The 26522-nt window shown below is 51.0% G+C and carries 23 protein-coding genes; 2 read left to right on the forward strand and 21 right to left on the reverse strand.

The annotated features are described in order from the left end of the window. Window positions 1-15: 15 nt before the first annotated feature. The 9 genes from cydA to sdhC form a co-directional block, all read right to left on the reverse strand. The gene (gene cydA, locus IX31_RS13100; RefSeq protein ID WP_034458760.1) at window positions 16-1584 is read right to left on the reverse strand and encodes a cytochrome ubiquinol oxidase subunit I; all 1569 of its coding nucleotides are present in this window, start codon (window positions 1582-1584) and stop codon (window positions 16-18) included. A gap of 1165 nt (window positions 1585-2749) precedes the next feature. After that, a complete protein-coding gene (gene sucD / locus IX31_RS13105; RefSeq protein WP_034458762.1) occupies window positions 2750-3622 on the reverse strand; it encodes a succinate--CoA ligase subunit alpha in 873 nt (290 codons plus the stop codon). Beyond that, a complete protein-coding gene (gene sucC, locus IX31_RS13110; RefSeq protein ID WP_034458764.1) occupies window positions 3622-4788 on the reverse strand; it encodes an ADP-forming succinate--CoA ligase subunit beta in 1167 nt (388 codons plus the stop codon). The genes sucD and sucC overlap by 1 nt, the downstream gene beginning before the upstream one ends. 108 nt (window positions 4789-4896) lie before the next feature. Next, on the reverse strand, window positions 4897-6123 hold the full coding sequence (gene odhB, locus IX31_RS13115; RefSeq protein ID WP_034458766.1) for a 2-oxoglutarate dehydrogenase complex dihydrolipoyllysine-residue succinyltransferase: 1227 nt from the start codon (window positions 6121-6123) through the stop codon (window positions 4897-4899). A gap of 14 nt (window positions 6124-6137) precedes the next feature. After that, window positions 6138-8945 (reverse strand): 2-oxoglutarate dehydrogenase E1 component, encoded by a 2808-nt coding sequence (gene sucA, locus IX31_RS13120; RefSeq protein WP_034458768.1) that lies wholly within the window; start codon window positions 8943-8945, stop codon window positions 6138-6140. A 274-nt stretch (window positions 8946-9219) separates the two neighbouring features. Beyond that, complete coding sequence (locus tag IX31_RS13125; protein WP_034458770.1) at window positions 9220-9936, reverse strand: succinate dehydrogenase iron-sulfur subunit; 717 nt, start codon at window positions 9934-9936, stop codon at window positions 9220-9222. A 15-nt stretch (window positions 9937-9951) separates the two neighbouring features. Further along, window positions 9952-11718 (reverse strand): succinate dehydrogenase flavoprotein subunit, encoded by a 1767-nt coding sequence (gene sdhA, locus IX31_RS13130; protein ID WP_034458771.1) that lies wholly within the window; start codon window positions 11716-11718, stop codon window positions 9952-9954. Further along, entirely contained in the window at window positions 11718-12065 is a 348-nt protein-coding gene (gene sdhD, locus IX31_RS13135; protein WP_034458774.1) for a succinate dehydrogenase membrane anchor subunit, read from the reverse strand. Before sdhD ends, sdhA begins: the two co-directional genes overlap by 1 nt. Next, window positions 12059-12463: a succinate dehydrogenase cytochrome b556 subunit gene (sdhC, locus tag IX31_RS13140; RefSeq protein ID WP_034458776.1), complete on the reverse strand. Its 405-nt coding sequence runs from the start codon at window positions 12461-12463 to the stop codon at window positions 12059-12061. The genes sdhD and sdhC overlap by 7 nt, the downstream gene beginning before the upstream one ends. 278 nt (window positions 12464-12741) lie before the next feature. On the opposite strand from sdhC, the gene IX31_RS23795 reads away from it, so the two are divergent. Further along, window positions 12742-12900, forward strand: coding sequence for a hypothetical protein (locus tag IX31_RS23795; protein WP_422110230.1), 159 nt, complete (start codon window positions 12742-12744; stop codon window positions 12898-12900). Between the two features lie 334 nt (window positions 12901-13234). Continuing rightward, a complete protein-coding gene (locus IX31_RS13145; RefSeq protein WP_034458778.1) occupies window positions 13235-14524 on the forward strand; it encodes a citrate synthase in 1290 nt (429 codons plus the stop codon). A gap of 145 nt (window positions 14525-14669) precedes the next feature. Here the strand turns inward: IX31_RS13145 and IX31_RS13150 are convergent, their stop codons facing one another. The 12 genes from IX31_RS13150 to nuoI form a co-directional block, all read right to left on the reverse strand. After that, a complete protein-coding gene (locus IX31_RS13150; protein WP_034458779.1) occupies window positions 14670-15374 on the reverse strand; it encodes a hypothetical protein in 705 nt (234 codons plus the stop codon). A gap of 92 nt (window positions 15375-15466) precedes the next feature. Continuing rightward, window positions 15467-16258 carry an endonuclease VIII gene (gene nei, locus IX31_RS13155; protein WP_034458781.1) on the reverse strand — a complete coding sequence of 264 codons (792 nt, stop codon included), beginning with the start codon at window positions 16256-16258 and terminating at the stop codon, window positions 15467-15469. A 17-nt stretch (window positions 16259-16275) separates the two neighbouring features. Beyond that, on the reverse strand, window positions 16276-17208 hold the full coding sequence (pxpC, locus tag IX31_RS13160) for a 5-oxoprolinase subunit PxpC (RefSeq protein WP_034458783.1): 933 nt from the start codon (window positions 17206-17208) through the stop codon (window positions 16276-16278). Beyond that, on the reverse strand, window positions 17202-17858 hold the full coding sequence (gene pxpB / locus IX31_RS13165; protein ID WP_034458784.1) for a 5-oxoprolinase subunit PxpB: 657 nt from the start codon (window positions 17856-17858) through the stop codon (window positions 17202-17204). Before pxpB ends, pxpC begins: the two co-directional genes overlap by 7 nt. Before the next feature lie 20 nt (window positions 17859-17878). Next, the gene (locus IX31_RS13170; protein WP_034458785.1) at window positions 17879-18622 is read right to left on the reverse strand and encodes a type 2 GTP cyclohydrolase I; all 744 of its coding nucleotides are present in this window, start codon (window positions 18620-18622) and stop codon (window positions 17879-17881) included. Then, window positions 18612-20051 carry a deoxyribodipyrimidine photo-lyase gene (gene phrB, locus IX31_RS13175; protein WP_034458786.1) on the reverse strand — a complete coding sequence of 480 codons (1440 nt, stop codon included), beginning with the start codon at window positions 20049-20051 and terminating at the stop codon, window positions 18612-18614. The genes IX31_RS13170 and phrB overlap by 11 nt, the downstream gene beginning before the upstream one ends. A gap of 144 nt (window positions 20052-20195) precedes the next feature. Beyond that, window positions 20196-21653: an NADH-quinone oxidoreductase subunit NuoN gene (gene nuoN / locus IX31_RS13180; RefSeq protein WP_034458787.1), complete on the reverse strand. Its 1458-nt coding sequence runs from the start codon at window positions 21651-21653 to the stop codon at window positions 20196-20198. 6 nt (window positions 21654-21659) lie between these two features. Then, window positions 21660-23189: an NADH-quinone oxidoreductase subunit M gene (gene nuoM / locus IX31_RS13185; protein ID WP_034458788.1), complete on the reverse strand. Its 1530-nt coding sequence runs from the start codon at window positions 23187-23189 to the stop codon at window positions 21660-21662. 79 nt (window positions 23190-23268) lie between these two features. Then, window positions 23269-25110, reverse strand: a complete 1842-nt coding sequence (gene nuoL, locus IX31_RS13190; protein WP_034458789.1) for an NADH-quinone oxidoreductase subunit L — start codon at window positions 25108-25110, stop codon at window positions 23269-23271. Next, window positions 25107-25409, reverse strand: a complete 303-nt coding sequence (gene nuoK, locus IX31_RS13195; protein ID WP_034458791.1) for an NADH-quinone oxidoreductase subunit NuoK — start codon at window positions 25407-25409, stop codon at window positions 25107-25109. The genes nuoL and nuoK overlap by 4 nt, the downstream gene beginning before the upstream one ends. Further along, a complete protein-coding gene (gene nuoJ / locus IX31_RS13200) occupies window positions 25406-25963 on the reverse strand; it encodes an NADH-quinone oxidoreductase subunit J (protein ID WP_034458793.1) in 558 nt (185 codons plus the stop codon). The genes nuoK and nuoJ overlap by 4 nt, the downstream gene beginning before the upstream one ends. Before the next feature lie 12 nt (window positions 25964-25975). After that, window positions 25976-26518 (reverse strand): NADH-quinone oxidoreductase subunit NuoI, encoded by a 543-nt coding sequence (gene nuoI, locus IX31_RS13205; protein ID WP_034458795.1) that lies wholly within the window; start codon window positions 26516-26518, stop codon window positions 25976-25978. Window positions 26519-26522: the final 4 nt, after the last annotated feature.

A 26522-nucleotide genomic window follows, 5' to 3' on the forward strand; every position in this document is an offset into this window, starting at 1 on the left:
TTGACGACTCCTGTCTTAGCGTGCCGGCTGAGAGGTCACATTGGACTGCTCAAAGTGATAGCGACCTGTTTTCAGACTGCTCGGCCCAAGGCGAGCAAATTTGAACATCAGGAACAGTTCCGCCACCATAAACAGCGTATAAAGGCCGCAAATCAGTACCATGGAGAAGATCAGATCGCCCACAGTCAGAGAGGAGTTAGCAACCGCAGTTGGCAATACCTCACCAACAGCCCATGGCTGACGACCGTATTCGGCAACAAACCAACCAGATTCAATCGCAATCCAAGGCAGTGGGATACCATACAGCGCCGCACGCAACAGCCATTTTTTCGAGCCGATTGCATTACGCGTCACCGTCCAGAAGGAGGCTGCGATGATGAACAGCATCAGGAAGCCACAACCCACCATGATACGGAATGCAAAGTACAGCGGAGCGACACGAGGAATAGAATCCTTAGTTGCTTTCTGAATCTGCTCTTCCGTCGCGTCAGAGACGTTAGGGGTATAGCGTTTAAGCAGCAAACCATAACCTAAGTCTTTCTTGACGGACTCAAAGTTATCGCGAACCGCCTGGTCTTTAGAGCCAGCACGTAATTGTTCCAGCAGGCTATAAGCCTTCATGCCGTTACGAATACGTTCTTCGTGTTGCACCATCAAGTCTTTCAGACCAATAACTTGCTTATCCACAGAGCGGGTGGCGATGATGCCAAGCGCGTATGGGATCTGGATCGCATAGCTATTTTCTTGCTTGTCCTGGTTCGGGATACCAAACAGCGTAAATGCTGCTGGAGCTGGTTGAGTTTCCCACTCTGCTTCAATAGCAGCCAGTTTGGTTTTCTGTACGTCACCCATCTCGTAACCAGATTCATCACCCAGCACGATTACAGACAGGATTGCCGCCATACCAAAGCTTGCAGCGATTGCAAAAGAACGCTTCGCAAATGCAACGTCACGGCCTTTAAGCAGGTAGTAAGAGCTCACACCGAGGATGAACATCGCACCACATACGTAACCAGACGCTACGGTGTGAACGAATTTCACCTGCGCAACCGGGTTAAGGACCAGTTCAGAGAAACTGACCATCTCCATACGCATCGTTTCGAAGTTGAAGTCGGAAGCAATCGGGTTCTGCATCCAGCCGTTTGCGACCAGAATCCACAATGCAGAAAGGTTGGAGCCAAGTGCCACCAGCCAGGTTACCGCCATGTGCTGAACTTTGCCCAGACGATCCCAACCGAAGAAGAACAGACCTACAAAGGTGGATTCAAGGAAGAATGCCATCAGGCCTTCGATGGCCAGTGGGGCACCAAAAATATCACCCACGTAGTGTGAATAGTAAGACCAGTTTGTACCGAACTGGAACTCCATGGTTAAACCGGTAGCCACGCCCAAAGCAAAGTTGATACCAAACAACTTGCCCCAGAACTTGGTCATATCTTTATAAATTTGCTTACCTGACAGAACGTACACAGTTTCCATAATGGCCAACAAGAACGCCATACCGAGCGTTAGTGGCACAAACAGAAAGTGGTACATCGCGGTCAAGGCAAACTGTAAGCGCGACAGTTCGACAATATCAAACATCTTGACTCCTTGCTCTTCGCATGAAGACTCCGACCGTGGCTCACCGTAAGGAAAACCACAACGCATGCCCTAATACAAAAACATTCGCTTCCAGACTTCATCCCTTCGTCATTTTATTTGCATGTGACGAAGAAAGATGAAAGGTTACAAACACGTTAATAAAAACCAAAAATAATCCGCAAATATATTACCCTGCAATTTCCCTACAATAAATAGGTAATTGCTTAGTGTTATTTACGTTTCTCGACAGTGATCAATTTATAGCGAAAATGTCCCTCAACAGCCAGTTTGATCTGCAACAATTTACGCTGTTTTGCATACCACTAGCCAGTTTTAGATATTGATCTAGCGCAATTTATTCCATGGTTGTTAATTTAGTTTCCCACTTAAATTAATAGTAAAGTTGATGTTAATGATATGTTTTGAACATATCACTAAGGTTAATAGAAAAATGACACCCATAAACAAAAATTATTTATTGCAGAGAAGTTAAAAAATAAATTCCGAGCATTAACAGCGATCGTTTTTTATCTGCTCTCGCTATTTTCATGAGGCTGTTTCTTTCCTTACCAAGGATTAACAATTAATTTACTTTTAGTGTTTTATTATTTAACAAGGCACTGTTTTTGATAAGGTTAGTCGTAAGGAGTGTAGTCCTTAAAAACATAAAACATTTAAAAACTGACCTTAAAAAAACCGCAGAATTACGGCCGACGAGCCATTACCAGATACGATTTTGACGGTAGGTGAAAGCGGAAAGGTTTGGACTCTCCTGCTCTTGCTGATTGTTGTTACAGTGAATTTTCATCCATTTTCCCTTTTTGATAACCAACATACCGGTAATGATGCTCCAGCATCGATGCTAACAGTCGAAGTGAAAACCTTTCAGCCTTTTAAGCTACTGAGGCTGCCAAATCGCTCAAGGTGTCATAAGTGGCTGTTAAGGGAAGACTCCAATCAATAACCGCAAATTTTGTCCATAAAAAAGGCCGCCCAGTGGGCGGCCAACCATGTCGAACATTTATCTCCTTCGCACCAGGAGCCGTAACAGCGTTAGCTGCTCTCACTTACCCGAATTACTGACTAAATTAAGCCCACGGGATAAGCTCGCTTGCTGCCTTGCTACAACTCCAACTGCTCAGGGGACTTACTCTTATCTCTTTGCTTACTGAGGCAAAATAGCTTTCAGTGCGTCACCGATGTCAGCCAGGCTGCGAACAGTTTTCACGCCTGCGGCTTCCAGAGCTGCGAATTTCTCATCCGCAGTCCCTTTACCGCCCGCGATGATGGCGCCTGCGTGGCCCATACGCTTGCCTTTCGGCGCAGTGACACCTGCGATGTAACCAACAACTGGCTTGGTGACATGCTCTTTGATGTAAGCTGCAGCTTCTTCTTCAGCGCTACCGCCGATCTCGCCGATCATCACGATAGCTTCAGTCTTCGGATCTTCCTGGAACATTTTCAGGATATCGATGAAGTTAGATCCAGGGATCGGGTCACCGCCGATGCCTACGCAAGTAGACTGGCCCAGACCGATATCAGTGGTCTGTTTAACCGCTTCATAAGTCAACGTACCGGAGCGGGAAACGATGCCCACTTTGCCCGGCAGGTGAATGTGGCCTGGCATGATACCGATTTTGCACTCGCCTGGAGTGATAACACCTGGGCAGTTTGGCCCGATCATGCGCACGCCAGCTTCGTCCAGTTTCACTTTCACCGTCAGCATATCCAGCGTCGGGATGCCTTCAGTGATAGTGATAATCAGCTTAATGCCTGCATCGATAGCTTCCAGAATGGAGTCTTTGCAGAACGGGGCTGGGACGTAGATAACAGATGCTGTTGCACCGGTTGCTTCTACTGCTTCACGCACGGTGTTAAATACTGGCAGGCCGAGGTGCTCAGTGCCGCCTTTACCTGGCGTAACACCGCCAACCATCTGCGTACCGTATGCAATCGCCTGCTCGGAGTGGAAAGTCCCCTGGCTGCCGGTGAAACCCTGGCAAATCACCTTGGTATTTTTATCGATCAAAATGGACATTATTTCCCCTCCACGGCAGCAACAACCTGCTGTGCTGCATCCGTCAGACTTTTCGCTGCAATAATATTCAGGCCACTATCTGCCAGTTTTTTCGCACCCAGTTCCGCATTGTTACCTTCCAGACGAACGACCACTGGAACGTTAACACCGACTTCTGCAACCGCACCAATGATGCCGTCTGCGATCAGGTCGCAACGTACGATACCGCCGAAGATGTTAACCAGAACCGCTTTCACTTTGTCGTCAGACAGAATGATTTTGAATGCTTCGGTTACGCGTTCTTTGGTTGCGCCGCCGCCAACGTCCAGGAAGTTTGCTGGTTCGCCGCCGTGCAGTTTAACGATGTCCATGGTGCCCATTGCCAGGCCCGCACCGTTAACCATGCAACCGATGTTGCCATCAAGCGCAACGTAGTTCAGTTCCCACTGTGCAGCCTGAGATTCACGCGCATCTTCCTGGCTTGGGTCGCGCATTTCGCGCAGCTCTGGCTGGCGGAACAGTGCGTTGCCATCAGCGCCCAGTTTGCCATCCAGGCACACCAGATCACCCTGCTTAGTGATAACCAGCGGGTTGATTTCGATAAGTGCCAGATCGCGCTCAAGGAAGATGTTCGCCAGACCCATAAAGATCTTAGTGAACTGCTGAACTTGTTTACCTTCCAGACCCAGTTTGAATGCCAGTTCACGGCCCTGGTAAGGCATTGGGCCTGCCAGCGGATCCAGTGCAACTTTGTGGATCAGGTGCGGGGTTTCTTCCGCAACTTTCTCAATTTCAACGCCACCTTCGGTAGACGCCATAAACACTACGCGACGGGAGCTACGATCAACCACCGCGCCAAGATACAGTTCTTTATCAATGTCAGTCGCAGCTTCAACCAGAATCTGGTGAACCGGCTGGCCATTTGCATCTGTCTGGTAGGTTACCAGGCGTTTGCCCAGCCAGTGCTCAGCAAAAGCACGGATATCTTCTTTGCTGTTGACCACTTTCACGCCGCCCGCTTTACCGCGGCCACCAGCATGAACCTGACATTTCACCACCCACGGACCTGCACCAATTTTTGATGCTGCTTCTTCCGCTTCACGCGGTGTGTTACAGGCGTAACCGACTGGAGCCGGCAGGCCATATCGCGCAAACAACTGTTTCGCCTGATACTCGTGTAAGTTCATGAGTTCTATCCATCCTTCAGGGTAATCGTTATAAACCTGTAGGCCGGTGCGCTATTCATGCCAGATGGTGCGCAGCTTTCGGCCTACAGTGCAGGTGATGCTTTAAAACTAAACGTCCAGCAGCAGACGAGTCGGGTCTTCGAGCAATTCTTTGATTGCTACCAGATAACCCACTGACTCACGGCCATCGATCAAACGGTGATCGTAAGACAGTGCCAGATACATCATTGGTAAGATCTCAACTTTACCGTCAACCGCCATTGGACGATCTTTAATAGCGTGCATACCGAGGATCGCGCTCTGCGGCGGGTTGATGATCGGTGTTGACATCAGGGAACCAAACACACCACCGTTGGTGATGGTGAAGTTACCGCCAGTCAAATCTTCAACAGTCAGTTTGCCGTCACGGCCTTTCACTGCCAGTTCTTTGATGCGTTTTTCGATGTCAGCCATACCCAGGGTATCAACATCACGCAGTACCGGAGTCACCAGGCCACGTGGCGTTGAAACCGCGATGCTAACGTCGAAGTAGTTGTGGTAAACCACGTCTTCGCCATCGATAGAAGCGTTCACTTCTGGATAGCGTTTCAGCGCCTCAACCACCGCTTTGATGTAGAAGGACATGAAGCCCAGACGCACACCGTGGCGTTTTTCGAAAGAGTCACCGTATTGCTTACGCAGATCCATGATTGGCTTCATGTTCACTTCGTTAAAAGTGGTAAGCATGGCGGTGGAGTTTTTCGCTTCCAACAGACGCTCAGCAACGCGTTTGCGCAGGCGAGTCATTGGAACGCGTTTTTCGCTACGGCCAGCAATTGGGGCAACCGGAGCTTTAGTTTCAACAGCTGTTTTCGCTGCCGCCGGTTGAGCCGCTTTCGCCTGGGTCAGATGCTTATCAACATCTTCACGGGTAATACGGCCACCGACGCCGCTGCCTTTAATGGCATTAGCATCCAGAGAATGCTCTGCAATCAGGCGGCGAATAGCCGGGCTGAGTGCGTCATTGCTCTGCTCTTCCAAAGAAGCCTGCTGGCGCTGTGCCGGGGTAGACTCTTTGCTTTCTGTTTTCGCAGAAGTCTCTTTACCGGAACTATTACCTTCACGCAGGCGGCCCAAAATTTGACGAGAAGTTACGGTTGTACCTTCATCTTCCAGTACAGCATCCAGAACACCATCTGCCGACGCCGGTACTTCCAGTACCACTTTGTCAGTTTCGATTTCCACCAGCACTTCGTCACGGGTAACGGTGTCACCCGGTTTTTTATGCCAGGTTGCAACGGTTGCATCGGCAACGGACTCAGGCAGGTCAGGAACTAGAATATCTACGCTACTCATTTTTTATCCTTTAATTAATCGACGTTCAGCGCGTCATTAACCAGATCTTGCTGCTGCTTCTGGTGAACGGACAAGTACCCTACCGCAGGTGATGCGGAGGCTGGACGACCTGCGTAACGCAGACCTGATCCAAATGGAACTACTTCACGGAAATGGTGCTGGCTGCAGTACCAGGCGCCCTGGTTAAGCGGCTCTTCCTGGCACCAGACAAAATCATGTACGTGAGCAAATGGTTTCAACACTTCCTGCATCGCCTGATGCGGGAATGGATACAACTGTTCGATGCGCACAATCGCCACATCTTTCTGGCCGTTCTTACGACGCTGTTCCAGCAAATCGTAATAAACCTTACCAGAACACATTACCACGCGTTTCACGCCAGCAGGATCCAGCTCGTCAACTTCGCCAATCGCAGGCAGGAAGGTGCCGTTAGCCAGTTCATCCATGGTGGAAACCGCCAGTGGATGACGCAGTAAAGATTTCGGTGACATCACCACCAGCGGACGGCGCATACCGCGCAGCGCCTGACGACGCAGCATGTGGTAAACCTGTGCTGGAGTCGAAGGCACACAAACCTGCATGTTCTGCTCAGCACACAACTGGAGATAACGTTCCAGACGCGCAGAGGAGTGCTCCGGGCCCTGACCTTCGTAACCGTGTGGCAGCAACATCACCAGGCCACACATACGTCCCCACTTCTGCTCGCCGGAGCTGATGAACTGGTCAATCACAACCTGAGCGCCGTTGGCGAAGTCGCCGAACTGAGCTTCCCAGATAGTCAGCGTGCGAGGTTCCGCAGTGGCATAACCGTATTCGAATGCCAGAACGGCTTCTTCAGACAGTACGGAGTCCCAGACTTTGAACTCGCCCTGGCTGTTGTGAACGTGTTGCAGCGGCGTGTAAGTTGAACCGTTAGTCTGGTTGTGAATCACAGCATGACGGTGGAAGAATGTCCCACGTCCTACGTCTTCACCCGACAAACGCACAGAAACGCCTTCATCAACCAGTGTTGCGTACGCCAGGTTTTCAGCCGCGCCCCAGTCAAATTTCTTCGCGCCGTTCGCCATTTCCATACGGTCACTGTAGATTTTCGCTACGCGTGACTGCATCTCAACAGTTTCAGGGGTACTGCTAATACGCTTAGCCAGCTCCTGCAAACGCTTCATCTCTACCTTGTTCGGATAGCTCTCATCCCACTCGTGGTTGAGGTATGGCGACCAGGTAAAGGAGTGCATGTTCATTGGGCGGTATTCTTCCACCACACACTCGCCAGCATCCAGCGCATCGCGGTAGAGATTCACCATTTCGGTGGCATCTTCAAGCGTTGCCAGTTTTTGCTGCTCCAGACGGTCTGCGTAGATCTTACGCGGCGTCGGGTGTTTCTTAATTTTCTGGTACATCACTGGCTGAGTTGCACTTGGCTCATCAGCTTCGTTATGACCATGGCGACGGTAGCAAACCAGGTCGATAAACACGTCGCGCTTAAAGGTGTTACGGAAATCCAGCGCCAGACGAGTGACAAACGCCACCGCTTCCGGGTCATCCGCATTCACGTGGAAAATCGGTGCCATCACCATCTTACCGATATCGGTACAGTAAGGCGTGGAACGAGCATCCAGTGGGTTGGACGTAGTGAAACCAATCTGGTTGTTGATAACGATGCGAACGGTACCGCCCACTTCGTAACCACGCGCTTTGGACATGTTCAGGGTTTCCTGAACAACACCTTGCCCCGCAACCGCTGCGTCACCGTGAATGGTGATTGGCAGAACCTGGTTGCTGCCTGGTTTATCTAAACGATCCAGACGTGCGCGCACAGAACCAATAACCACCGGGCTTACGATTTCCAGGTGCGACGGGTTAAACGCCAGCGCCAGGTGAACCAGGCCGCCTTCGGTTTCAACATCAGATGAGAAGCCCATGTGGTACTTCACATCACCTGTGCCGAGATGTTCTTTATGCTTACCGGCGAACTCGTCGAACAGTTCCTGCGGTTTCTTGCCGAGTACGTTGATCAGTACGTTCAGGCGGCCACGGTGCGCCATACCCAGAACCACTTCACGAGTGCCGCTCTTGCCCGCATGGCGGATCATCTCTTTGAGCATTGGCACCAGCGCATCACCACCTTCCAGCGAGAAGCGTTTTGCGCCGGGGAATTTTGCACCCAGGTAACGCTCAAGGCCTTCTGCTGCGGTCAGTTCTTGCAGGAAGCGTTTCTTTTCTTCAACGGTAAACGTTGAATGCCCAACCACTGATTCAATGCGCTGCTGGATCCAGCGTTTCTCTTCAGTGTTGGTGATGTGCATATATTCCGCACCGATCGAACCGCCATACGTCTGCTTGAGCGCATCAATCAAGTCAGCAAGCTTCATGGTCTCTTTGCCGCTGGCAAATGAACCTACATTGAAGGTTTCCTGAAGATCGGCCTCAGTCAGATTGTGGAATGCTGGGTCAAGATCGGGAACCGCGTCCTGTTTCCACAAGCCAAGCGGATCAAGGTTTGCTGCCTGATGGCCACGGAAACGCCATGCATTGATGAGCTGCAACACTTTGACTTGCTTAACGTCGGTGTCAGGGTCGGTAATTGCGGTGGAATAACGTGAGGCATCCTTCGCCAGACGACGGAAATAATCACGTGTTTTGGAATGGAATTGATCCGGTCTGGCCCCGGTTCCAGGTAATTGCTGGAACATTGAGCGCCAGTGCGCATCAACAGAGTCAGGATCGGTTAAGAAGTCTTCATAGAGCTGCTCTATCCAGGACTGGTTTGCACCTGCCAGGTAAGAGGAATCCAGCCAGGCTTTCATTTCGCCGTTCTGCATCGTGATCCCTTAAGCATTTTTATGCTTATTTCGCCGTGAATAACTATTACGTACAAAATTTGTACGCATTACCGGGGTTCACAACAACGAGCTATTCGCTTATCAGGTAGCTCGCGAAGGAACCTTTAAAAACTGTCGCAACTGGGCAGTTTTTAAAGGTTTCCTGCATAGCTCCCATCCGGGAGCCAGGCGGTGGATGGCACTTCGTTTATCCACCCTACATTTTTGCATTGTAGGGCGGATAAGCCTGCGTCATCCGCCATTTGTTTACTTACTAAGCACTCTTTTGTAGCAACATCGACTTAATGTGACCGATGGCTTTCGTCGGGTTCAATCCCTTAGGACAAACACTGACGCAATTCATAATGCTATGGCAGCGGAATACGCTGAAAGCATCGCTCATACCGTCAAGACGACTGGCGGTTTCTGTATCACGGCTATCAATTAAGAAGCGGTACGCAGCCAGTAAGCCTGCCGGGCCGATGAACTTATCCGGGTTCCACCAGAACGACGGGCAGGAAGTCGAGCAACAGGCGCAAAGAATGCACTCGTACAGACCATCCAGTTTTTCACGTTGCTCAGGTGATTGTAAATGCTCACGAGCAGGTGGATTTTGCCCATTATTCAACAAGTAAGGCTTAATCTTCTCATATTGAGCATAGAATTGCCCCATGTCCACAACCAGATCGCGTACAACCGGTAATCCAGGCAGTGGACGGATGACAATCTTCTGCTTTCCGTTACCCAATGCTGAGATTGGCGTGATACAAGCCAGGCCATTCTTGCCGTTCATGTTGACACCATCGGAGCCACAAACCCCTTCACGGCATGAACGACGGAACGACAGTGTTGGATCTTTTTCTTTCAGTTGCATCAGCGCGTCAAGCAACATCATGTCGCGCCCTTCTTCCCCTTCCAGGGTGTACTCCTGCATACGCGGAGCATCGTCAACATCCGGGTTGTAGCGATAAATAGAGAATTCGAGTTTCATCACTTTGCTCCGCTATTAATAAGTACGCACTTTCGGTGGGAATGCCGGACGCAGTTTCGGCTGCATGTTCACCTCACGGCGCGTCATGCTTTCCGACTCTGGCAGATACAGGCTGTGGCACAGCCAGTTCGCATCGTCACGGTCCGGATAGTCGAAGCGGCTATGCGCGCCACGACTTTCGGTGCGGAAATTAGCGGAAACGGCGGTCGCAAAAGCGGTTTCCATCAGGTTATCAAGTTCCAGACACTCAACACGCTGGGTGTTGAACTCGCTTGAAGTATCATCCAGACGGGCGTTTTTCAGGCGCTCGCGAATTTGTTTCAGCTGCTCAAGGCCTTTGGCCATGGCGTCACCTTCACGGAATACCGAGAAGTTGTGCTGCATACATTCCTGAAGCGCTTTACGAATTTGTACTGGGTCTTCGCCGTTACGGTTGCCGTTCCAGCGGTTCAGACGTTCGAGCGCAACATTGATTTCGTCTTCAGTCGCATCACGCAGTTCGCCTTGTTCTTCGATAGACTCCAGAAGATGCATGCCCGCAGCACGACCAAATACAACCAGGTCAAGCAGAGAGTTACCGCCCAGACGGTTTGCGCCGTGAACGGATACACACGCAATTTCACCCACGGCAAACAGACCAGGAATCAGAACGTCTTCGCCCTGCTCATTCACAGTCAGTGCCTGGCCGGTTACTTTGGTCGGGATCCCGCCCATCATATAGTGGCAGGTTGGGATAACCGGAATTGGCTCTTTAACCGGGTCAACGTGGGCGAAGGTACGAGAAAGCTCGAGAATGCCCGGCAGGCGGGACTCAAGAACTTCTTTACCCAGGTGGTCGAGTTTCAGTTTCGCGTGTGGACCCCATGGGCCGTCACAACCGCGACCTTCGCGAATTTCAATCATGATAGAACGCGCAACAACGTCACGGCCCGCCAAATCTTTAGCGTTTGGCGCATAACGCTCCATGAAACGCTCGCCATGTTTGTTCAGCAGATAACCGCCTTCACCACGACAACCTTCTGTGACAAGAACCCCAGCCCCGGCGATACCGGTTGGGTGGAACTGCCACATTTCCATATCCTGTACCGGAACACCGGCACGCAGCGCCATACCAACACCATCACCGGTATTAATGTGCGCGTTAGTAGTGGACTGATAGATACGGCCCGCACCACCGGTTGCCAGAATGGTCGCTTTCGCTTTGAAGTAAACCACTTCGCCCGTTTCGATACACAGCGCAGTCGTACCCACCACCGCGCCATCGGCGTTTTTCACCAGATCAAGCGCATACCATTCGGAGAAGATCGTGGTTTTGTTTTTCAGGTTTTGTTGATACAGGGTGTGCAATAAGGCGTGACCAGTACGGTCAGCTGCTGCTGCTGTACGTGCCGCTTGTTCGCCACCGAAGTTTTTCGACTGGCCGCCAAACGGACGCTGATAAATAGTGCCATCTTCAAGACGGGAGAACGGCAGACCCATATGCTCCAGTTCCAGAATCGCTTCCGGGCCGGTTTTACACATATATTCAATGGCGTCCTGGTCACCGATATAGTCGGAACCTTTTACCGTGTCATACATATGCCATTCCCAGTTATCTTCGTGGGTATTACCCAGTGCAACGGTGATACCACCTTGCGCAGATACGGTATGGGAACGGGTTGGGAAAACTTTAGACAACAAGGCACATGTCTGGCCGCCTTGCGAAATTTGCAGTGCGGCGCGCATACCTGCACCACCAGCACCGATCACGACTGCATCAAACTCTCTGACTGGTAAACTCATTACACACCCCACACCACAACGAATCCATAAATGACGTAAACCAGCAGTGCTACAACAATCACGAGTTGCAGCCCAAGACGAATCGCCACTGGTTTAACGTAGTCGGTCAACACCTGCCACATGCCAATCCAGGCATGGATCAAAATTGAGAACAATGTCAGCAGGGTGAACACTTTGGTGAAGGCAGAGCCGAAGAAACCACTCCAGACCTCGTAGGTTAAATCGCCGGTAACAGCGAAGAACCCGATCATATAAATGATGTACAGGGTGATGACGATGGCGGAGGCACGGACCAATATATAGTCATGCACGCCATTGCGACCTAATGCGGAGGCATTGCTTACCATACGAGGACTCCTGCGAGAAGTGAAAGCACGACAGTAATAACAAAGGAAATCATCGCGGATCGTTTGCCCGCTATCAGGGTTTCTTCCAGCATACCGGTATCCATCATGATGTGGCGGATACCCACAACAACGTGATAAGCCAGTGCTGTGAGGATGCCCCACATAATGAATTTAACAAAGAAGCTACTCATTATTGCTGATGCAACAAGAAAGCCTTCTGGAGATGAGAGTGACTGGCCTAATAACCAAAGTAGGATGCCTACAGCCACAAAGGTGATCACGCCGGATACACGATGGAGGATGGAAGCGATTGCAGTGACGGGGAACCTCATCGTTGTGAGATCGAGGTTTACAGGTCTTTGTTTTTTCGCATTTTTTATCATGAATAGCGCCCACATGCTGTTCTTATAGTTTCCTTCCTCCGGATCTGCAGGCGGGGTCAGACAGCGTGAACTTTCTATAACTGTGCGTCATGCAAAAACAGCTACATCCAGATGCCAAAAAACTGGCTACAACGCTGGGTGGCGCCCGGTGGCAGGGTATTCCGGAGACCTGGCGGCAGTATAGGCGCTTCACAAATTCATTACAATTAACCTACATATAGTTTGAAGGGTTTTGGTCGGAACAGTGAGCAGGATCACGATAACAACATTATTTTAAATTTTAATCATCTGATTTGACAAAAGTTAAACATTCTTGTTACAAACGATGCCAGAAAAGCCGTATAATTCGCAAAAGTTATAGGGTCAGCCTTTCACCTGAGAATAAGTTATGTAACAGTGTATCGGTATTGACCCAATCAATCAGGACCGTTATTAGTGGTACTTTCTCCTAAATAATGGGAGCTGTAGCAAGGCGGCAAGCTCATGAATAGCCGGGAGCTTACTTAAGTAAGTGACTGGTTTGAGTGAGTGAAGTCAACGCAGATACAGCTTCAAGTATGACGGGGAAACAGATTTGAATGATATGGACTGCTAACACCCTGATTTGCTGTTTTTTCGCCTGCGTGACTCGTGTTACCTGCAAGCGCCCATTGCTCTGTACCCTGCGTTACACTGATATCAAAACAGAGCTGAGAGCCAAATAAAAAACTGGTAAGCGTCACGGTTGGTTTGAAAGCAAGTCGGGCACCCGCAGTCTTATGAAATAAGGCGCTAAGGAGACCGTAAATGTCTGATAAAAAAGCAACTCTCACCTATAACGGTGATGATGCTCTGGAACTGAATGTGCTAAAAGGCACTCTCGGTCAGGATGTAATTGATATCCGTAGTCTTGGTTCTAAAGGCGTGTTTACTTTTGACCCGGGTTTTACCTCTACCGCATCGTGCGAATCAAAAATCACCTTTATCGACGGTGATGAAGGTATCTTGCTGCATCGTGGTTTCCCGATAGATCAACTGGCAACACACTCCAATTATCTTGAAGTCTGCTATATCCTGCTAAACGGCGAAAAACCGACTCAGGAACAATACGAAGAATTTAAAACCACCGTCACTCGTCACACCATGATCCACGAACAAATCACCCGTTTGTTCCACGGTTTCCGTCGTGACTCCCACCCGATGGCTGTGATGTGTGGTGTGACCGGTGCGCTGGCGGCGTTTTATCATGACTCCATGGACGTGAATAACCCGCGCCATCGCGAGATTGCCGCGTTCCGCCTGTTGTCCAAAATGCCAACCATGGCAGCAATGTGCTACAAATATTCAATAGGGCAACCGTTCGTTTATCCACGCAACGACCTGTCTTATGCTGGTAACTTCCTGAATATGATGTTCTCCACACCGTGTGAGAAATACGAAGTTAACCCAATTCTGGAACGTGCAATGGACCGCATTTTGATCCTGCACGCAGACCACGAGCAAAACGCGTCCACATCAACTGTTCGTACTGCTGGCTCAAGTGGCGCTAACCCATTTGCTTGTATCGCAGCCGGTATCGCATCCCTGTGGGGGCCTGCGCACGGTGGTGCTAACGAAGCAGCACTGAAGATGCTTGAAGAGATCAGCAGTGTTGAACACATTCCTGAATTCGTTCGTCGTGCGAAAGATAAGAATGACTCTTTCCGCCTGATGGGCTTTGGCCACCGCGTGTACAAAAACTACGACCCGCGTGCCACAGTGATGCGTGAAACCTGCCATGAAGTTCTCAAAGAGCTGAATCTGAAAGATAACAATCTGCTTGAAGTGGCGATGGAACTTGAGCATATCGCGCTTAACGACCCGTACTTCATTGAGAAGAAACTCTACCCGAACGTGGACTTCTACTCAGGCATTATCCTGAAAGCGATGGGTATTCCATCTTCCATGTTTACCGTTATCTTCGCGATGGCGCGTACTGTTGGCTGGATTGCGCACTGGAATGAAATGCACGATGACGGCATTAAAATTGCCCGCCCACGTCAGTTGTATACTGGCTACGAACAGCGTGATTTCAAATCTGATTTGAAGAAAAAGTAATCGTAAACTCTCTCCTTCCGGGAGAGTTTAAAGCAGTTGATGAACCCCGCGTTTAACGCGGGGTTTTGTCTTTTAGAGCAGAGCTTATTGTTTTGTTTCAGTATAGAGATCGTTGCCTGAGCTGCAATCCTGGAATTTGTCAGCGTTATGCCTGCGGGGTATCCGTCAGATTCGTAATACTCACACCCTGCGGTGTCGATGTTTGGGTTTCTGTCTGCGACGGAGTTGTTGGGGTCAGTTCGGTGACTTTCGGCATCTGAGTTTCCTGCGTCGTTGCTGGCGTGTCAGGTGTGACAACTGGCGTTTCTTGAGCTGCTACTGGTGCTGCAGGTGTTACTGTTGGCATTGCTTGAGCTGCTACTGGTTCAGCAGTCTGCGTTTGTTCGGCCGTAGCTGGTTCTTCAATTTGCTGCTCAATAACCGGAACAGATTCTACCGGAATCGTTTCTGACTTCGGTTTCGGAACCGGAGTTGACGCACGGACGATAAATGTCGGTTTGCTATTCGCAATAGAATACGTCACATGGCTGATAACATCGCTTGATGTCGACACTTCGACAGGCGATATGGTTACGCGACCAATCAGCGTACGGGCATAGCCGCCGACTTTATGTTTGCCCTCTGGCAGTTGAAGCTCAAGACTCTCACCAGTCCCCAGCGCACCGGCATCTTTGTCGTCAACGGTCACATAGATTTGGGTGCCATCGTCGGTTTTCGTCGGGATATGCGTCACGGTCACCCGCGAGGAGCCAAAATCGAAAGCCGGTGCCTGCTCGGCGGTATTTGATTTTGCGCATCCCGTCAGGGCAAAAACGGCTGCCAGGGCAGTCAGGGTGAAACGATAACTCATAGTACGGCGTCTTCCTTTAAGGGATTTTTGTGATCTGGGTGGCAATATACCCGATCTCCGCCCTGTGAGATAATCGGTATCTTCCGGATAATTTAATGCTGACAGCCAGGACACCAGTAAAAAGGCCGCGATGCGAGCATGGTTTTTTCAATGGTGCTGCCACAGCGCTCGCATTTCTCCCCAGCACGATGAAATACCCTGAAGCTAAAAATAGCCCCATGATGTCTGTTTTCATCCACATGACCACGCGTGTTGTATGACAAACGCGGAATATCCAGTAGCGCATGAGACAGTTTATCGAGCTGATCAGACGTTAAATCCCGGGCTTTGCGGTGCCCCAGCAATCCAACAATCCAAAGAATTTCTACCCGCAGATAGTTTCCAAGCCCCGCAAGAAACGCCTGGTCAAGCAATAATCCGCTGAATTGACGATTACGAAATCGCGCAGATAATAAACGTTCTTTGACTTGTGGAGCTGTCAGCGTCATATCCAATACATCTGGTCCCACTCGTTTTAAAAATGGATGTTCCGCCAGTTGTTCCTGGTCGAGTATGTCGATGTCCGAAGCGCTGTAGAGCAAAATAGTCTTATCGGCAGTTTGTAACTTTACGCGCAACACACGCGTGGTTTGTGGGATCTCACCGCTATCAATCACACGCCAGACACCATAAAGCTGGTTATGGCTATACAGGATTTTGCCGTTGGAGAAGTGCGTCAGCAACGCTTTGCCTCGAGTTTCTATTCGTTCGACTTTTTCGCCAACTAGCATGGATTCAAACGGTTTCAACTCAGGAAATGCAAACCAGACTTCGGTTAGCGCTTTATTTAAAACGGCGGCTTCGAGTTTATCCGCTGCTCGCCTTATTTCTGGACCTTCTGGCATCTCTTTGCCCTTGAAAATTAGTCTTCGTTATTCAGCCGCCAGGCCAGTTGCTCAAGATAAATTTGCTGCTCACGACGCGCTTTCAGCGCCTCTTCCAGCGTGCATTGCACGAAATGAACCGGCTCTCCTAAACGTAATTGCGCAAGGTTAAACATATCAGCTTCGATCACACAGGCAATCCTTGGATAACCACCGGTCGTCTGCGCATCGTTCATAAGCACAATAGGCTGCCCATTATGCGGCACCTGTACTACTCCCGGCAGCAAACCATGCGACAACAACTCGCGATCGGTAGTGCGCTCAAGCCGCTGTCCCTGCATGCGATAACCCATACGGTTACTTTGCGGGCTTAGCTGCCACGGTAAACGCCAGAATGCATCTTGCGAGGTGTGAGTAAACTCCTGATATTCCGGGCCCGCCAGCGCACGAATACGATTCCCCCACAAGAGCTGCTTTACGCCGCGTGACTCCCGGAACCGTCGGGTTGACGGTAATAGTGGAATTTCATCGCCATCTTTGAGTAAACGCCCTTCGATACCGCCAATTTTCGCTTTGAGATCGGTACTATAAGAGCCCAGTATTTCTGGAACATCCAGCCCACCTGCGACAGCAAGATAGCTACGCATACCTCGCTCAGGCGCTTTGAGCCTTAATTGCTGCCCTGCTTTCACTGGCAGCCGCCAGCCAGTCCAGACCGCATGGCCATCCAGTTCCGCGTGGCTTCCTGCGCCTGTTAACGCAAACCAGCCATCCCTGGTGAATTCAACAACACAATGACCGAGCGTGATTTCCAGCGCAGCACTATCTGGGGCATTCCCCACCAGCAAATTCGCAATTTTTAATGCTGGAGTGTCAAGAGCACCACAGCGGCTAACGCCCAATTGCCGATAACCAAAACGCCCTGCATCTTGTATCGACATATGCATTCCAGCACGGATTATTTTCAGCATACGCCCTCCTTTTGAGGCACGAAGCGGACTGTATCTCCTGGCACCAATAATGTGGGCACGTCATCAGCAGGATTAAATAATCTCAACGACGTCTGGCCGATAAGCTGCCAACCACCGGGCGTTGCTAGCGGATAAATACCCGTCTGGCTGCCACCAATACCTAATGAGCCTGCAGGAACCATCAGACGTGGCTCAGCACGACGTGGGGTGGAAAGAGTGGGAGCAAGGCCTGCAAGATAGGCAAACCCCGGTTGAAAACCGAGAAAATAGACAATGTAATCAACGGATGAATGCAGCTCCACAACCTGGCGTGCCGATAAGCCGCAATGCCCTGCGACTTCGTCTAAATCAGGGCCAAAACTGCCACCATAAATTACCGGAATATCAATGCGGCGGGATTCAACCACCATTGCCTCGCTCTCCTCCCACCAGCGCTGGAGCCGCTCAATACCATCCAGCGCCAGGCTTTGCGGTTCACGGAGCACCACAGTGATATTGTTCATTCCCGGAATCACTTCTGAAACAGCGGGAGATTCCAGTAGACGCTGGGTTAACCCCCAGATTCGTTGCTGGCTTTCCAGCGATAAAGGTGGTTCCAATTCAAGAACTACTGCACTTTCGCCTAACAGATAACACCGCGCTCTTTGCACTTTTGCTCCTCGGTCTGACGTTATGCCGGGTTCGGAATATCGATAAAGGTCACTTCCAAATCTGTCTCGCTATTGAGCCAGTCACTCAATGCCTGAATACCGCCACGTTCCGTAGCGTGATGCCCGGCCGCATAGAAATGCAGACCTTGTTCACGTGCAGAATGAATCGTCTGCTCTGAAACTTCACCGGTAATAAACGCATCAACGCCAAAACGTGCCGCGCTATCAATGAAACTTTGCCCGCCGCCAGTACACCAGGCGACACGGCGAATTTGTTCAGGACCAGTATCACCGCTCCACAGCGGTGTACGACCAAGACGCATCTCAATCCACGAAGCCAGCTCTACGCCCGAAAGCGGAGTTGGAAGCTCCCCCCATGGCACCAGGGGTTCAATCTCACCTTTGGTTTCAATCCCTAGCAACGCACCTAATTGAGCGTTATTGCCAAGCTGCGGATGTGCATCAAGCGGCAAATGCCAGCCGTATAAATTGATGTCGTTGCTGAGCAGTGCTTTCAGGCGGTTGCGTTTCATACCACGGATCACCGGAGACTCACCTTTCCAGAAGTAGCCATGGTGAACAATCACCGCATCGGCCTGTTGGCGCACTGCTTCGTCAATCAGCGCCTGGCTTGCGGTCACACCGGTAACGATTTTGCGGACTTCTTCGCGCCCTTCGACCTGCAAGCCATTAGGCGCGTAATCACTGATAGCAGCGCTGTTGAGTTTTTCGTTAATCAGGCGTTCCAGTTCGCTATTTTTCATCATCTTTCTCTTGAGGTTTACGGGCCGCTTCATAAGCGGCAAGTGTCGCGATACGTGCTTGTTTATGGTCAACAATGGGGCGCGGATAGTCCAGCGTCAGGGGCTGTTTATCAGCCCAAATCCAGGGGGTATGAATGTATTTATCCGGCACAGCGTTCAGTTCTGGCAGCCACTGGCGGATAAACTCCCCTTTCCCATCAAAGCGCTCGCCCTGAGTTGTCGGGTTGAAGATACGAAAATAAGGCGCGGCATCAGTGCCGGTCGAGGCCGCCCATTGCCAGCCACCATTGTTTGCGGCCAGGTCGCCGTCTATCAGTTGTGACATAAAGTAGCGTTCACCGCACCGCCAGTCGATGAGTAAGTCTTTAACCAAAAAACTTGCCACTACCATACGTAGACGGTTGTGCATCCACCCCGTGGTGTTCAACTGCCGCATTGCCGCATCGACAATGGGGAAACCCGTGCGGCCTTGTTGCCAGGCCATAAGCTGTGTTTCATCTTGCCGCCAGACAACGTTATCTGTCCATGGGATAAACGGCTGATGGCGGCAAAGTTTCGGCCATGCAACCAGTAAATGGCGGTAAAACTCACGCCAGATAAGCTCATTTAACCAAACCGTTCCTGCACCTCCATCCAGAGCCTGAGGATGATTTTTCAGTAAGCGGTGCAAACATTGGCGTGGCGAAAGCACGCCAATAGCCATATATGCCGATAGACGACTGGTTCCGTCGAGTGAGGGGAGATCACGCTGCTCCGCGTAAGCAACCACCGGCTGGCCGCAAAATTGGCGTAGTTGGTGAATAGCCTGCTGTTCGCCAACCGGGAAAAGGTTTACGTCTGCGGGCTGGAGCGGATAATCAAACGCCGTCAGTTTGTCAGGTTCAGGCAACATGCCTTCGCGAGCTTTCGGCGCCGATACACATTCCGGCAATCCTTCATGCAGCCGCTTGATGAACGCTTTACTAAATGGCGTAAAGACTTTGTACATCTCGTTATTACCGGTGGTAATGCTTCCCGGCGGCAGTAAAACGCTATCATCAAAGCCCTGGCAAACCACTTCGCGGCCCAGCATCTTTTCTACAGCCGCATCACGTCGCCGTTCATTGAGCTCATATTGATAATTGTAAAACAAGGCGTCGACTTTCCGCGCTTCACAGAAGTTTTTCAGATATTCGACTGACTCATCAAAGCCATCCACCTGGTGAATAGACAGTTCGATGCCACGCTCAGCAAGAGAGGTATGCAAGCACTGCAAATGCTGCCATATGAATTCAGCCTGCCGTGGCGACATTTCATGTTGCTGCCATTGACGCGGAGTTGCGATAAAAATGGCTATTACATGTGAGTGAGGGTCACGGCACGCCGCAGCCAGCGCCAGATTGTCATTCACCCGTAAATCATTACGAAACCAGACCAGATGCGTGGCCATACAACTCCATGTTTAATTAACAGAATACAATTATTGATGCGGCATTTAACTAAGTGTAGCAAAGCCGTAAATCAAAAAGGCTACCCGATTGGGTAGCCTTTACGTAAGTCGGGTTATCGGGTAGCAACCCGACAAATCTGACTGTTACATCATTGGTGTTGCCAGACGCACCAGCGTGATGAGCGGTTGCGGGTAAACACCCAGCAACAACACCAGCACGGCAGAGATCAGAACCACTACACCGCCAGCAGTAAACGCCCAGTTCGTTGGTGCATCGCGGCCCGGCTGTTGCGGTGCGTTCAGGTACAAACTCACCGTCACACGCAGGTAGTAGTACAAACCAATAGCACTACCCAGCACCACAGCACCGGTCAGCCACCACAGGTGAGACTGCACACCAACGGCAATGATATAGAACTTACCGATGAAGCCCAGCGTCATTGGGATACCCGCAAGTGAGAGCATCATCACGGTCATTACCGCTGACAAAATCGGCTTGTGCCAGAACAGACCACGGTAGGAGTACAGAGAATCTGCATCCGGGCCACGGTACGGGCTGGACATCAGGCTAACCACGCCGAACGCGCCGAGGCTGCTGAACAGATAACCTGCCAGATAAACACCTACCGCTTCCATCGACATGTTTCCGCTTTGCAGCGCAATCAATGCCACCAGCAAGTAACCGAGGTGTGAGATAGACGAGTAACCAAGCAGACGCTTGATATTGGTCTGGCTCAATGCCATCAGGTTACCGAAGATGATGGAGATAAAGGCGATAATCCCCAGTACCACACGAACTGCTTCGCTATCGCCAACTGGCGCGTAGAGGAACAGACGCATTACCACACCAAAGATGGCGATTTTGCTGGCGGTTGCCAGGAAAGTGGAAACTGGAGCCGGAGCACCCTGGTAAACATCTGGTGTCCACAAGTGGAATGGAACCAGTGACAGTTTAAAGCCAAGGCCAACAATCATCAGACCCAGACCCGCAAGCAGCAGAGGTTCGTGCAGCATGTTGTCTGCCAGGCTCTTACCGAGGCTCACAAACGACAGGTCGCCTGATTCTGCATATACCAGTGCCATACCGAACAGCAGGAATGAAGAGGCTGCCGCAGACAAGATGGTGTATTTGATGCTCGCTTCAAGCGACCGTTTCTGGCGGAAGGCATAACCAATCAAGCCAAACAGCGGCAGGGAAATCAGTTCAATACCGAGGAACAATGCCGCAAGATGGTTTGCGTTTGCCAGCAGAATACCGCCCAGGGCTGCAATCAGCACCAGCAGGTAAAACTCTTCGCGGTTGTCGGTATAACCCTGAAGCCACGGATAAGCAAACGTACAAGTCGCAAGGCTCGCCAGCAGAACCAGTCCAGTGTAGAGCATCGCATAGCCATCAACGCGCATCAGCGGCGTGACATCCATCGCGCCCGCCTGGCCCACAAACCAGAGCGAAACCAGTGCTGCGTTAAGGCCGACAACAGCCAGTGTTGCATTGACAAAATGGTCGCGTCGCCACGCTATGGAGAGCATCACAACCACCACCGTCAATCCGACGACGAGCAGCGGTAGCAGCGCGATCAATTGTTGAGGAGTTATAGTCATGGCGAATTACGGCCTTGTAGTTGGAATTGAACTGGTAAACCACTGCTGAATATTGCTCATCGCGGCATGCGAAGTATCCAGAATTGGCTGCGGGTAGAAGCCCAGCAGGACTAACAACACCACCAGCAACAGGATGATAAAGAACTCACGCAGCGACATACCTGCCAGTTGTTTATCACTGATTTCGCTTTTAGCTTTACCGAAGTAAGCACGATGAATCATCGCCAGAGAATAAACTGAGGCAAAGACCAGACCGAAGGTCGAGATAATGGTAATCATTGGCACGACATGGTAGCTGCCGAACAGAATCATGAATTCGCCAACGAAGTTACCGGTGCCCGGCATACCCAGCGTTGCCACTGCAAAGAATAACGACAGACCTGGCAGCCATTTAATTTTGTTCCACAGGCCGCCCATCAGACGCATATCACGCGTGTGCAAACGCTCGTAAATCTGACCACAGATGATGAACATACCAGCCGCAGAAAGACCGTGAGCAATCATCTGAATCACCGCACCCTGATAAGCCAGTTGGCTGCCGGTATAAATGGCAATCAATACAAAGCCCATGTGGGAAACGGAAGTGTAAGCAATCAGACGTTTGATATCAGTTTGTGCGAAGGCCATCCACGCACCGTAGAAGATGCCGATAACACCCAGCCACATGGCAATCGGTGCAAATTCAGCGGACGCTTCCGGGAACAGTGGCAGTGCAAAACGCAACAGACCGTAGGCTGCGGTTTTCAGCAAGATACCTGCGAGATCAACAGAACCTGCCGTTGGTGCCTGGGAATGCGCATCTGGCAACCAGCCATGCAATGGAACAACTGGCATTTTCACTGCAAACGCAATGAAGAAGCCCAACATCAACAGCCACTGAACACCATGGGACATTTCGGTATGCAGTAGTTGTTCGTAGTTAAACGTCCACACACCGGTTGAATTGTAGTGCACGAACACCAGACCAAGAATTGCAATCAACATCACCAGGCCGCTTGCCTGGGTATAGATGAAGAACTTGGTTGCGGCGGTAATACGTGTCTTCCCGTCGGAGGCTTTGTGGCCCCACAGTGCTATCAGGAAGTACATCGGCACCAGCATCATTTCCCAGAAGAAGAAGAACAGGAACATGTCGATGGCAAGGAACACGCCGATAACGCCACCGAGGATCCACATCAGGTTGAGGTGGAAAAAGCCCTGATATTTTTCGATTTCATTCCATGAGCACAGTACAGCCAGCACGCCGAGCAGACCGGTGAGCACCACCATCAGTAAAGATAAACCGTCCAGCGCAAGGTGGATGGTTATCCCAAAGCGTGGGATCCACGGGAGGATAAATTCAGACTGCCACTGCGGCAAACCAGCGGATTGCGTCAGTGAATAGCCACCGGCTAACCACAGTTGCAGCGAGAGAGCCAGTGTCAGTCCCATCGTTACCAGCGCAATCCAACGTGGCACTTTTACGCCGAAGCGCTCTGTTTGCCAGCAGAAGAAGCCGCCAATAAAGGGGATTAGTATCAGCCAGGGTAATAGCATGGCATTTGTGTCCCTAAGTCAAAATAAACCAAAACATCACTCACATTCCCTCCCCTTAGCGAGAGGAGGGAATGTTGAATTAGCGCAATACCAGCAGCAAGCCTACAACCACGACCGCACCGATACTCATTGATGCCACATACCAGCGCAGATAACCGTTCTCGCTCACCAACAGGCCGCGACCTGCAAAGCGTGAAAGAACTGCCGGAATGTTCATCAGTGAATTCAACGGATCGCTCTTGATAAGCCAGGCGATACCCAGGAATGGCTTAACAAAGACTTTGTCGTAAAGCCAATCGAAGCCCCAGGCATGGAACCACCAGGTACCGAAGAAGCGGCCAGGTGCGCTATTGGCAATCGCCGTTACCAGGGTACGTTTGCCCAGCCACAGCCATGCTGCAATCAGGATACCGGCGATAGCGACAACGCCTGAAGTTATCTCAAGTGCAAGCACGCTACCGTGCGCAAGTTCTGTCGTCGCTGGCAGAACGCCTGCAAGCGGCGGAACAATCATTGCGCCAACGAAAGTGGACAGCACCAGCAGCACAATCAGCGGCAGGTTATGAGTAATGCCTTTCAGCGCATGAGCGTGAATTTGCTCTTTACCGTGGAAGACGATGAAGATCATACGGAAGGTATACAGTGAGGTCATAAACGCACCGACCAGACCTGCAACCATCAGGTTCACATGACCATTCGCCATCGCCCCGGCCAGAATCTCATCCTTACTGAAGAAGCCCGCAGTAATGAGAGGCAACGCAGACAATGCAGCACCGCCGACCAGGAAGCAGATATACACCAGCGGAATGGACTTACGCAGGCCACCCATTTTGAAGATGTTTTGTTCGTGGTGGCAGGCAAGAATCACCGAACCGGATGACAGGAACAGCAACGCTTTAAAGAACGCGTGCGTCATCAGGTGGAAAATCGCCGCATCCCACGCTTGTACGCCCAGCGCAAGGAACATGTAGCCGATCTGGCTCATGGTCGAGTATGCCAGCACACGTTTGATATCGGTTTGTACCAGTGCTGCAAAGCCTGCCATCACCAGCGTCACCGCACCAACGATACCCACTAAATGCAGCACTTCAGGCGTCAGCAGGAACAGGCCGTGAGTACGTGCAATCAGGTAGACACCTGCGGTAACCATGGTCGCTGCGTGGATCAGCGCTGAAACTGGCGTTGGGCCAGCCATCGCATCTGCAAGCCAGGTCTGCAATGGCAACTGAGCAGATTTACCTACCGCGCCGCCTAACAGCATCAGAGTTGCCCACATCAGCATCTGGTTACCGGCCGCAAAGTGCTGCGGAGCCAGTTCAACCATTTCGCGGAAGTTCAGCGTGCCCAGTTCGTTGTAAAGAATGAACAGTGCGAAAGCGAGGAACACATCGCCCACGCGGGTCACGACAAACGCTTTCATCGCTGCAGCGCCGTTCTTCGGATCGGTATAGTAGAAACCAATCAGCAGGTATGAGCACAGACCCACGCCTTCCCAGCCGAGGTACATCAGCAGCAGGTTATCGCCAAGCACCAGAACAACCATGCTTGCGATAAACAAGTTGGTGTAAGCGAAGAAACGGGAATAGCCCTCTTCTCCACGCATATACCAGGATGCGTACATGTGGATGAGGAAGCCAACACCCGTTACCACAGAAAGCATGGTCAGCGATAAACCATCGAGGATCAGATTAAAGCCGATGTTGAAATCACCAACTGACATCCAGGTCCAGAGCGGCTGGCTAAAAGCTTCTCTTTCGTTGTTAAAGAAATCAACTCCGGCAATCGCGGTGACTAACGCCGCCAGCCCCACCGAGCCAACGCCAACCGTTGCAGAAAGGTTTTCTGACCAACGACCGCGAGAGAACGCCAATAATAAAAAGCCAATAAAAGGCAAAAGAATGGTTAACCAGAGAAGGTTCATCCACGCATCTCACTTACTGAATCGATATTCAGGCTCTGGCGACGACGATGAAGCTGCAATAACAGTGCGAGGCCAATACTGGCTTCTGCTGCAGCTAAGCTAATCGCGAGAATATACATCACCTGGCCATCAGCCTGGCCCCAGTAACTGCCAGCAACCACAAACGCGAGGGCAGCAGCGTTAATCATCACTTCCAGGCTAATTAGCATGAAAAGCAGGTTGCGACGAATCACAAGCCCCGTCAGCCCCAATACGAACAAAATGGCAGCGAGGATTAGTCCATGTTGCAGCGGGATCATACGTGCTCCTCCGTTTTTCTTTTCGCGGCTGCGTCAGCCTGGCGGTTGCTCAGCACTTCACCCGGACGATCTTCACGACCGAGGTGGAAGGCAACAACCAGACCTGCCAGCAGCAGCATTGAGGCTAATTCCACTGCCAGAACATACGGTCCGAACAGCGCAATACCCACCGCTTTTGCACTTACAGGTGTACCGTCAATTCCCTGCTCGTTCAGACCCTGGATTGCGTAAATCAGTACTGAAAGCAGGATGGCTGACAAAATCCCTGGTCCAATCCACAACTGCGGTTTCAACCATTGACGCTCTTGTTCAATGACCGAACCACCGAGGTTCAGCATCATCACCACAAAGACGAACAACACCATGATGGCACCGGCGTAAACGATAATCTCCAGCGCAGCGGCAAAATAAGCCCCCAGCGAGAAGAACACACCGGAGATAGCCAACAACGAGATGATCAAATACAGCAAGGCATGCACCGGGTTGGTATGCGTGATCACCCTGAGGGTGGTCCCAACCGCGACGAGTGCGCAAATATAAAAAGCGAATTCCATTGCCTTGCTCCTTTAAGGTAATAGGCCTTTGACGTCGATAGGCTTGGCTTCGTTTTCCGCTTCGCCCTTATCTTTGCCGTCGATTGCCATACCTGCCATCCGGTAGAAGTTATATTCCGGGTATTTACCCGGACCGGAGATCAGCAGGTCCTCTTTTTCGTACACCAAATCCTGGCGCTTAAACTCACCCAGTTCGAAATCTGGCGTGAGCTGAATAGCTGTTGTTGGGCACGCTTCTTCGCACAGGCCACAGAAGATGCAGCGTGAGAAGTTGATGCGGAAGAACTCTGGATACCAGCGGCCATCTTTCGTTTCTGCTTTTTGCAAAGAGATACAGGCTACAGGGCAAGCTACCGCACACAGGTTACAGGCAACGCAGCGCTCGGAACCGTCGGGATCGCGCGTCAACACGATGCGGCCACGGTAACGTGGCGGTAAATATACGGGTTCTTCCGGATACATCTGCGTTTCGCGTTTGGCAAACGCGTGCAGACCGATCATCCAGATACTGCGTACCTGGGTGCCGAAACCAACCGCTAACTCTTTCAATGTCATGGTT

The sequence above is a fragment of the Buttiauxella noackiae genome (assembly GCF_000737905.1).
GTDB classification, from domain to species: Bacteria; Pseudomonadota; Gammaproteobacteria; order Enterobacterales; family Enterobacteriaceae; genus Buttiauxella; species Buttiauxella noackiae.

Coding starts and splice junctions, on each gene's coding strand:
- phrB (WP_034458786.1), bottom strand. CDS start 20,051: ATGGCCACGCATCTGGTCTGGTTTCGTAATGATTTACGGGTGAATGAC.
- sdhC (WP_034458776.1), bottom strand. CDS start 12,463: ATGTGGGCGCTATTCATGATAAAAAATGCGAAAAAACAAAGACCTGTA.
- nuoN (WP_034458787.1), bottom strand. CDS start 21,653: ATGACTATAACTCCTCAACAATTGATCGCGCTGCTACCGCTGCTCGTC.
- IX31_RS13170 (WP_034458785.1), bottom strand. CDS start 18,622: ATGAAAAATAGCGAACTGGAACGCCTGATTAACGAAAAACTCAACAGC.
- nuoL (WP_034458789.1), bottom strand. CDS start 25,110: ATGAACCTTCTCTGGTTAACCATTCTTTTGCCTTTTATTGGCTTTTTA.
- sucA (WP_034458768.1), bottom strand. CDS start 8,945: ATGCAGAACGGCGAAATGAAAGCCTGGCTGGATTCCTCTTACCTGGCA.
- nuoM (WP_034458788.1), bottom strand. CDS start 23,189: ATGCTATTACCCTGGCTGATACTAATCCCCTTTATTGGCGGCTTCTTC.
- sucD (WP_034458762.1), bottom strand. CDS start 3,622: ATGTCCATTTTGATCGATAAAAATACCAAGGTGATTTGCCAGGGTTTC.
- sdhA (WP_034458771.1), bottom strand. CDS start 11,718: ATGAGTTTACCAGTCAGAGAGTTTGATGCAGTCGTGATCGGTGCTGGT.
- sdhD (WP_034458774.1), bottom strand. CDS start 12,065: ATGGTAAGCAATGCCTCCGCATTAGGTCGCAATGGCGTGCATGACTAT.
- nei (WP_034458781.1), bottom strand. CDS start 16,258: ATGCCAGAAGGTCCAGAAATAAGGCGAGCAGCGGATAAACTCGAAGCC.
- odhB (WP_034458766.1), bottom strand. CDS start 6,123: ATGAGTAGCGTAGATATTCTAGTTCCTGACCTGCCTGAGTCCGTTGCC.
- pxpC (WP_034458783.1), bottom strand. CDS start 17,208: ATGCTGAAAATAATCCGTGCTGGAATGCATATGTCGATACAAGATGCA.
- IX31_RS13125 (WP_034458770.1), bottom strand. CDS start 9,936: ATGAAACTCGAATTCTCTATTTATCGCTACAACCCGGATGTTGACGAT.
- IX31_RS13145 (WP_034458778.1), top strand. CDS start 13,235: ATGTCTGATAAAAAAGCAACTCTCACCTATAACGGTGATGATGCTCTG.
- nuoJ (WP_034458793.1), bottom strand. CDS start 25,963: ATGGAATTCGCTTTTTATATTTGCGCACTCGTCGCGGTTGGGACCACC.
- nuoI (WP_034458795.1), bottom strand. CDS start 26,518: ATGACATTGAAAGAGTTAGCGGTTGGTTTCGGCACCCAGGTACGCAGT.
- nuoK (WP_034458791.1), bottom strand. CDS start 25,409: ATGATCCCGCTGCAACATGGACTAATCCTCGCTGCCATTTTGTTCGTA.
- cydA (WP_034458760.1), bottom strand. CDS start 1,584: ATGTTTGATATTGTCGAACTGTCGCGCTTACAGTTTGCCTTGACCGCG.
- sucC (WP_034458764.1), bottom strand. CDS start 4,788: ATGAACTTACACGAGTATCAGGCGAAACAGTTGTTTGCGCGATATGGC.
- IX31_RS13150 (WP_034458779.1), bottom strand. CDS start 15,374: ATGAGTTATCGTTTCACCCTGACTGCCCTGGCAGCCGTTTTTGCCCTG.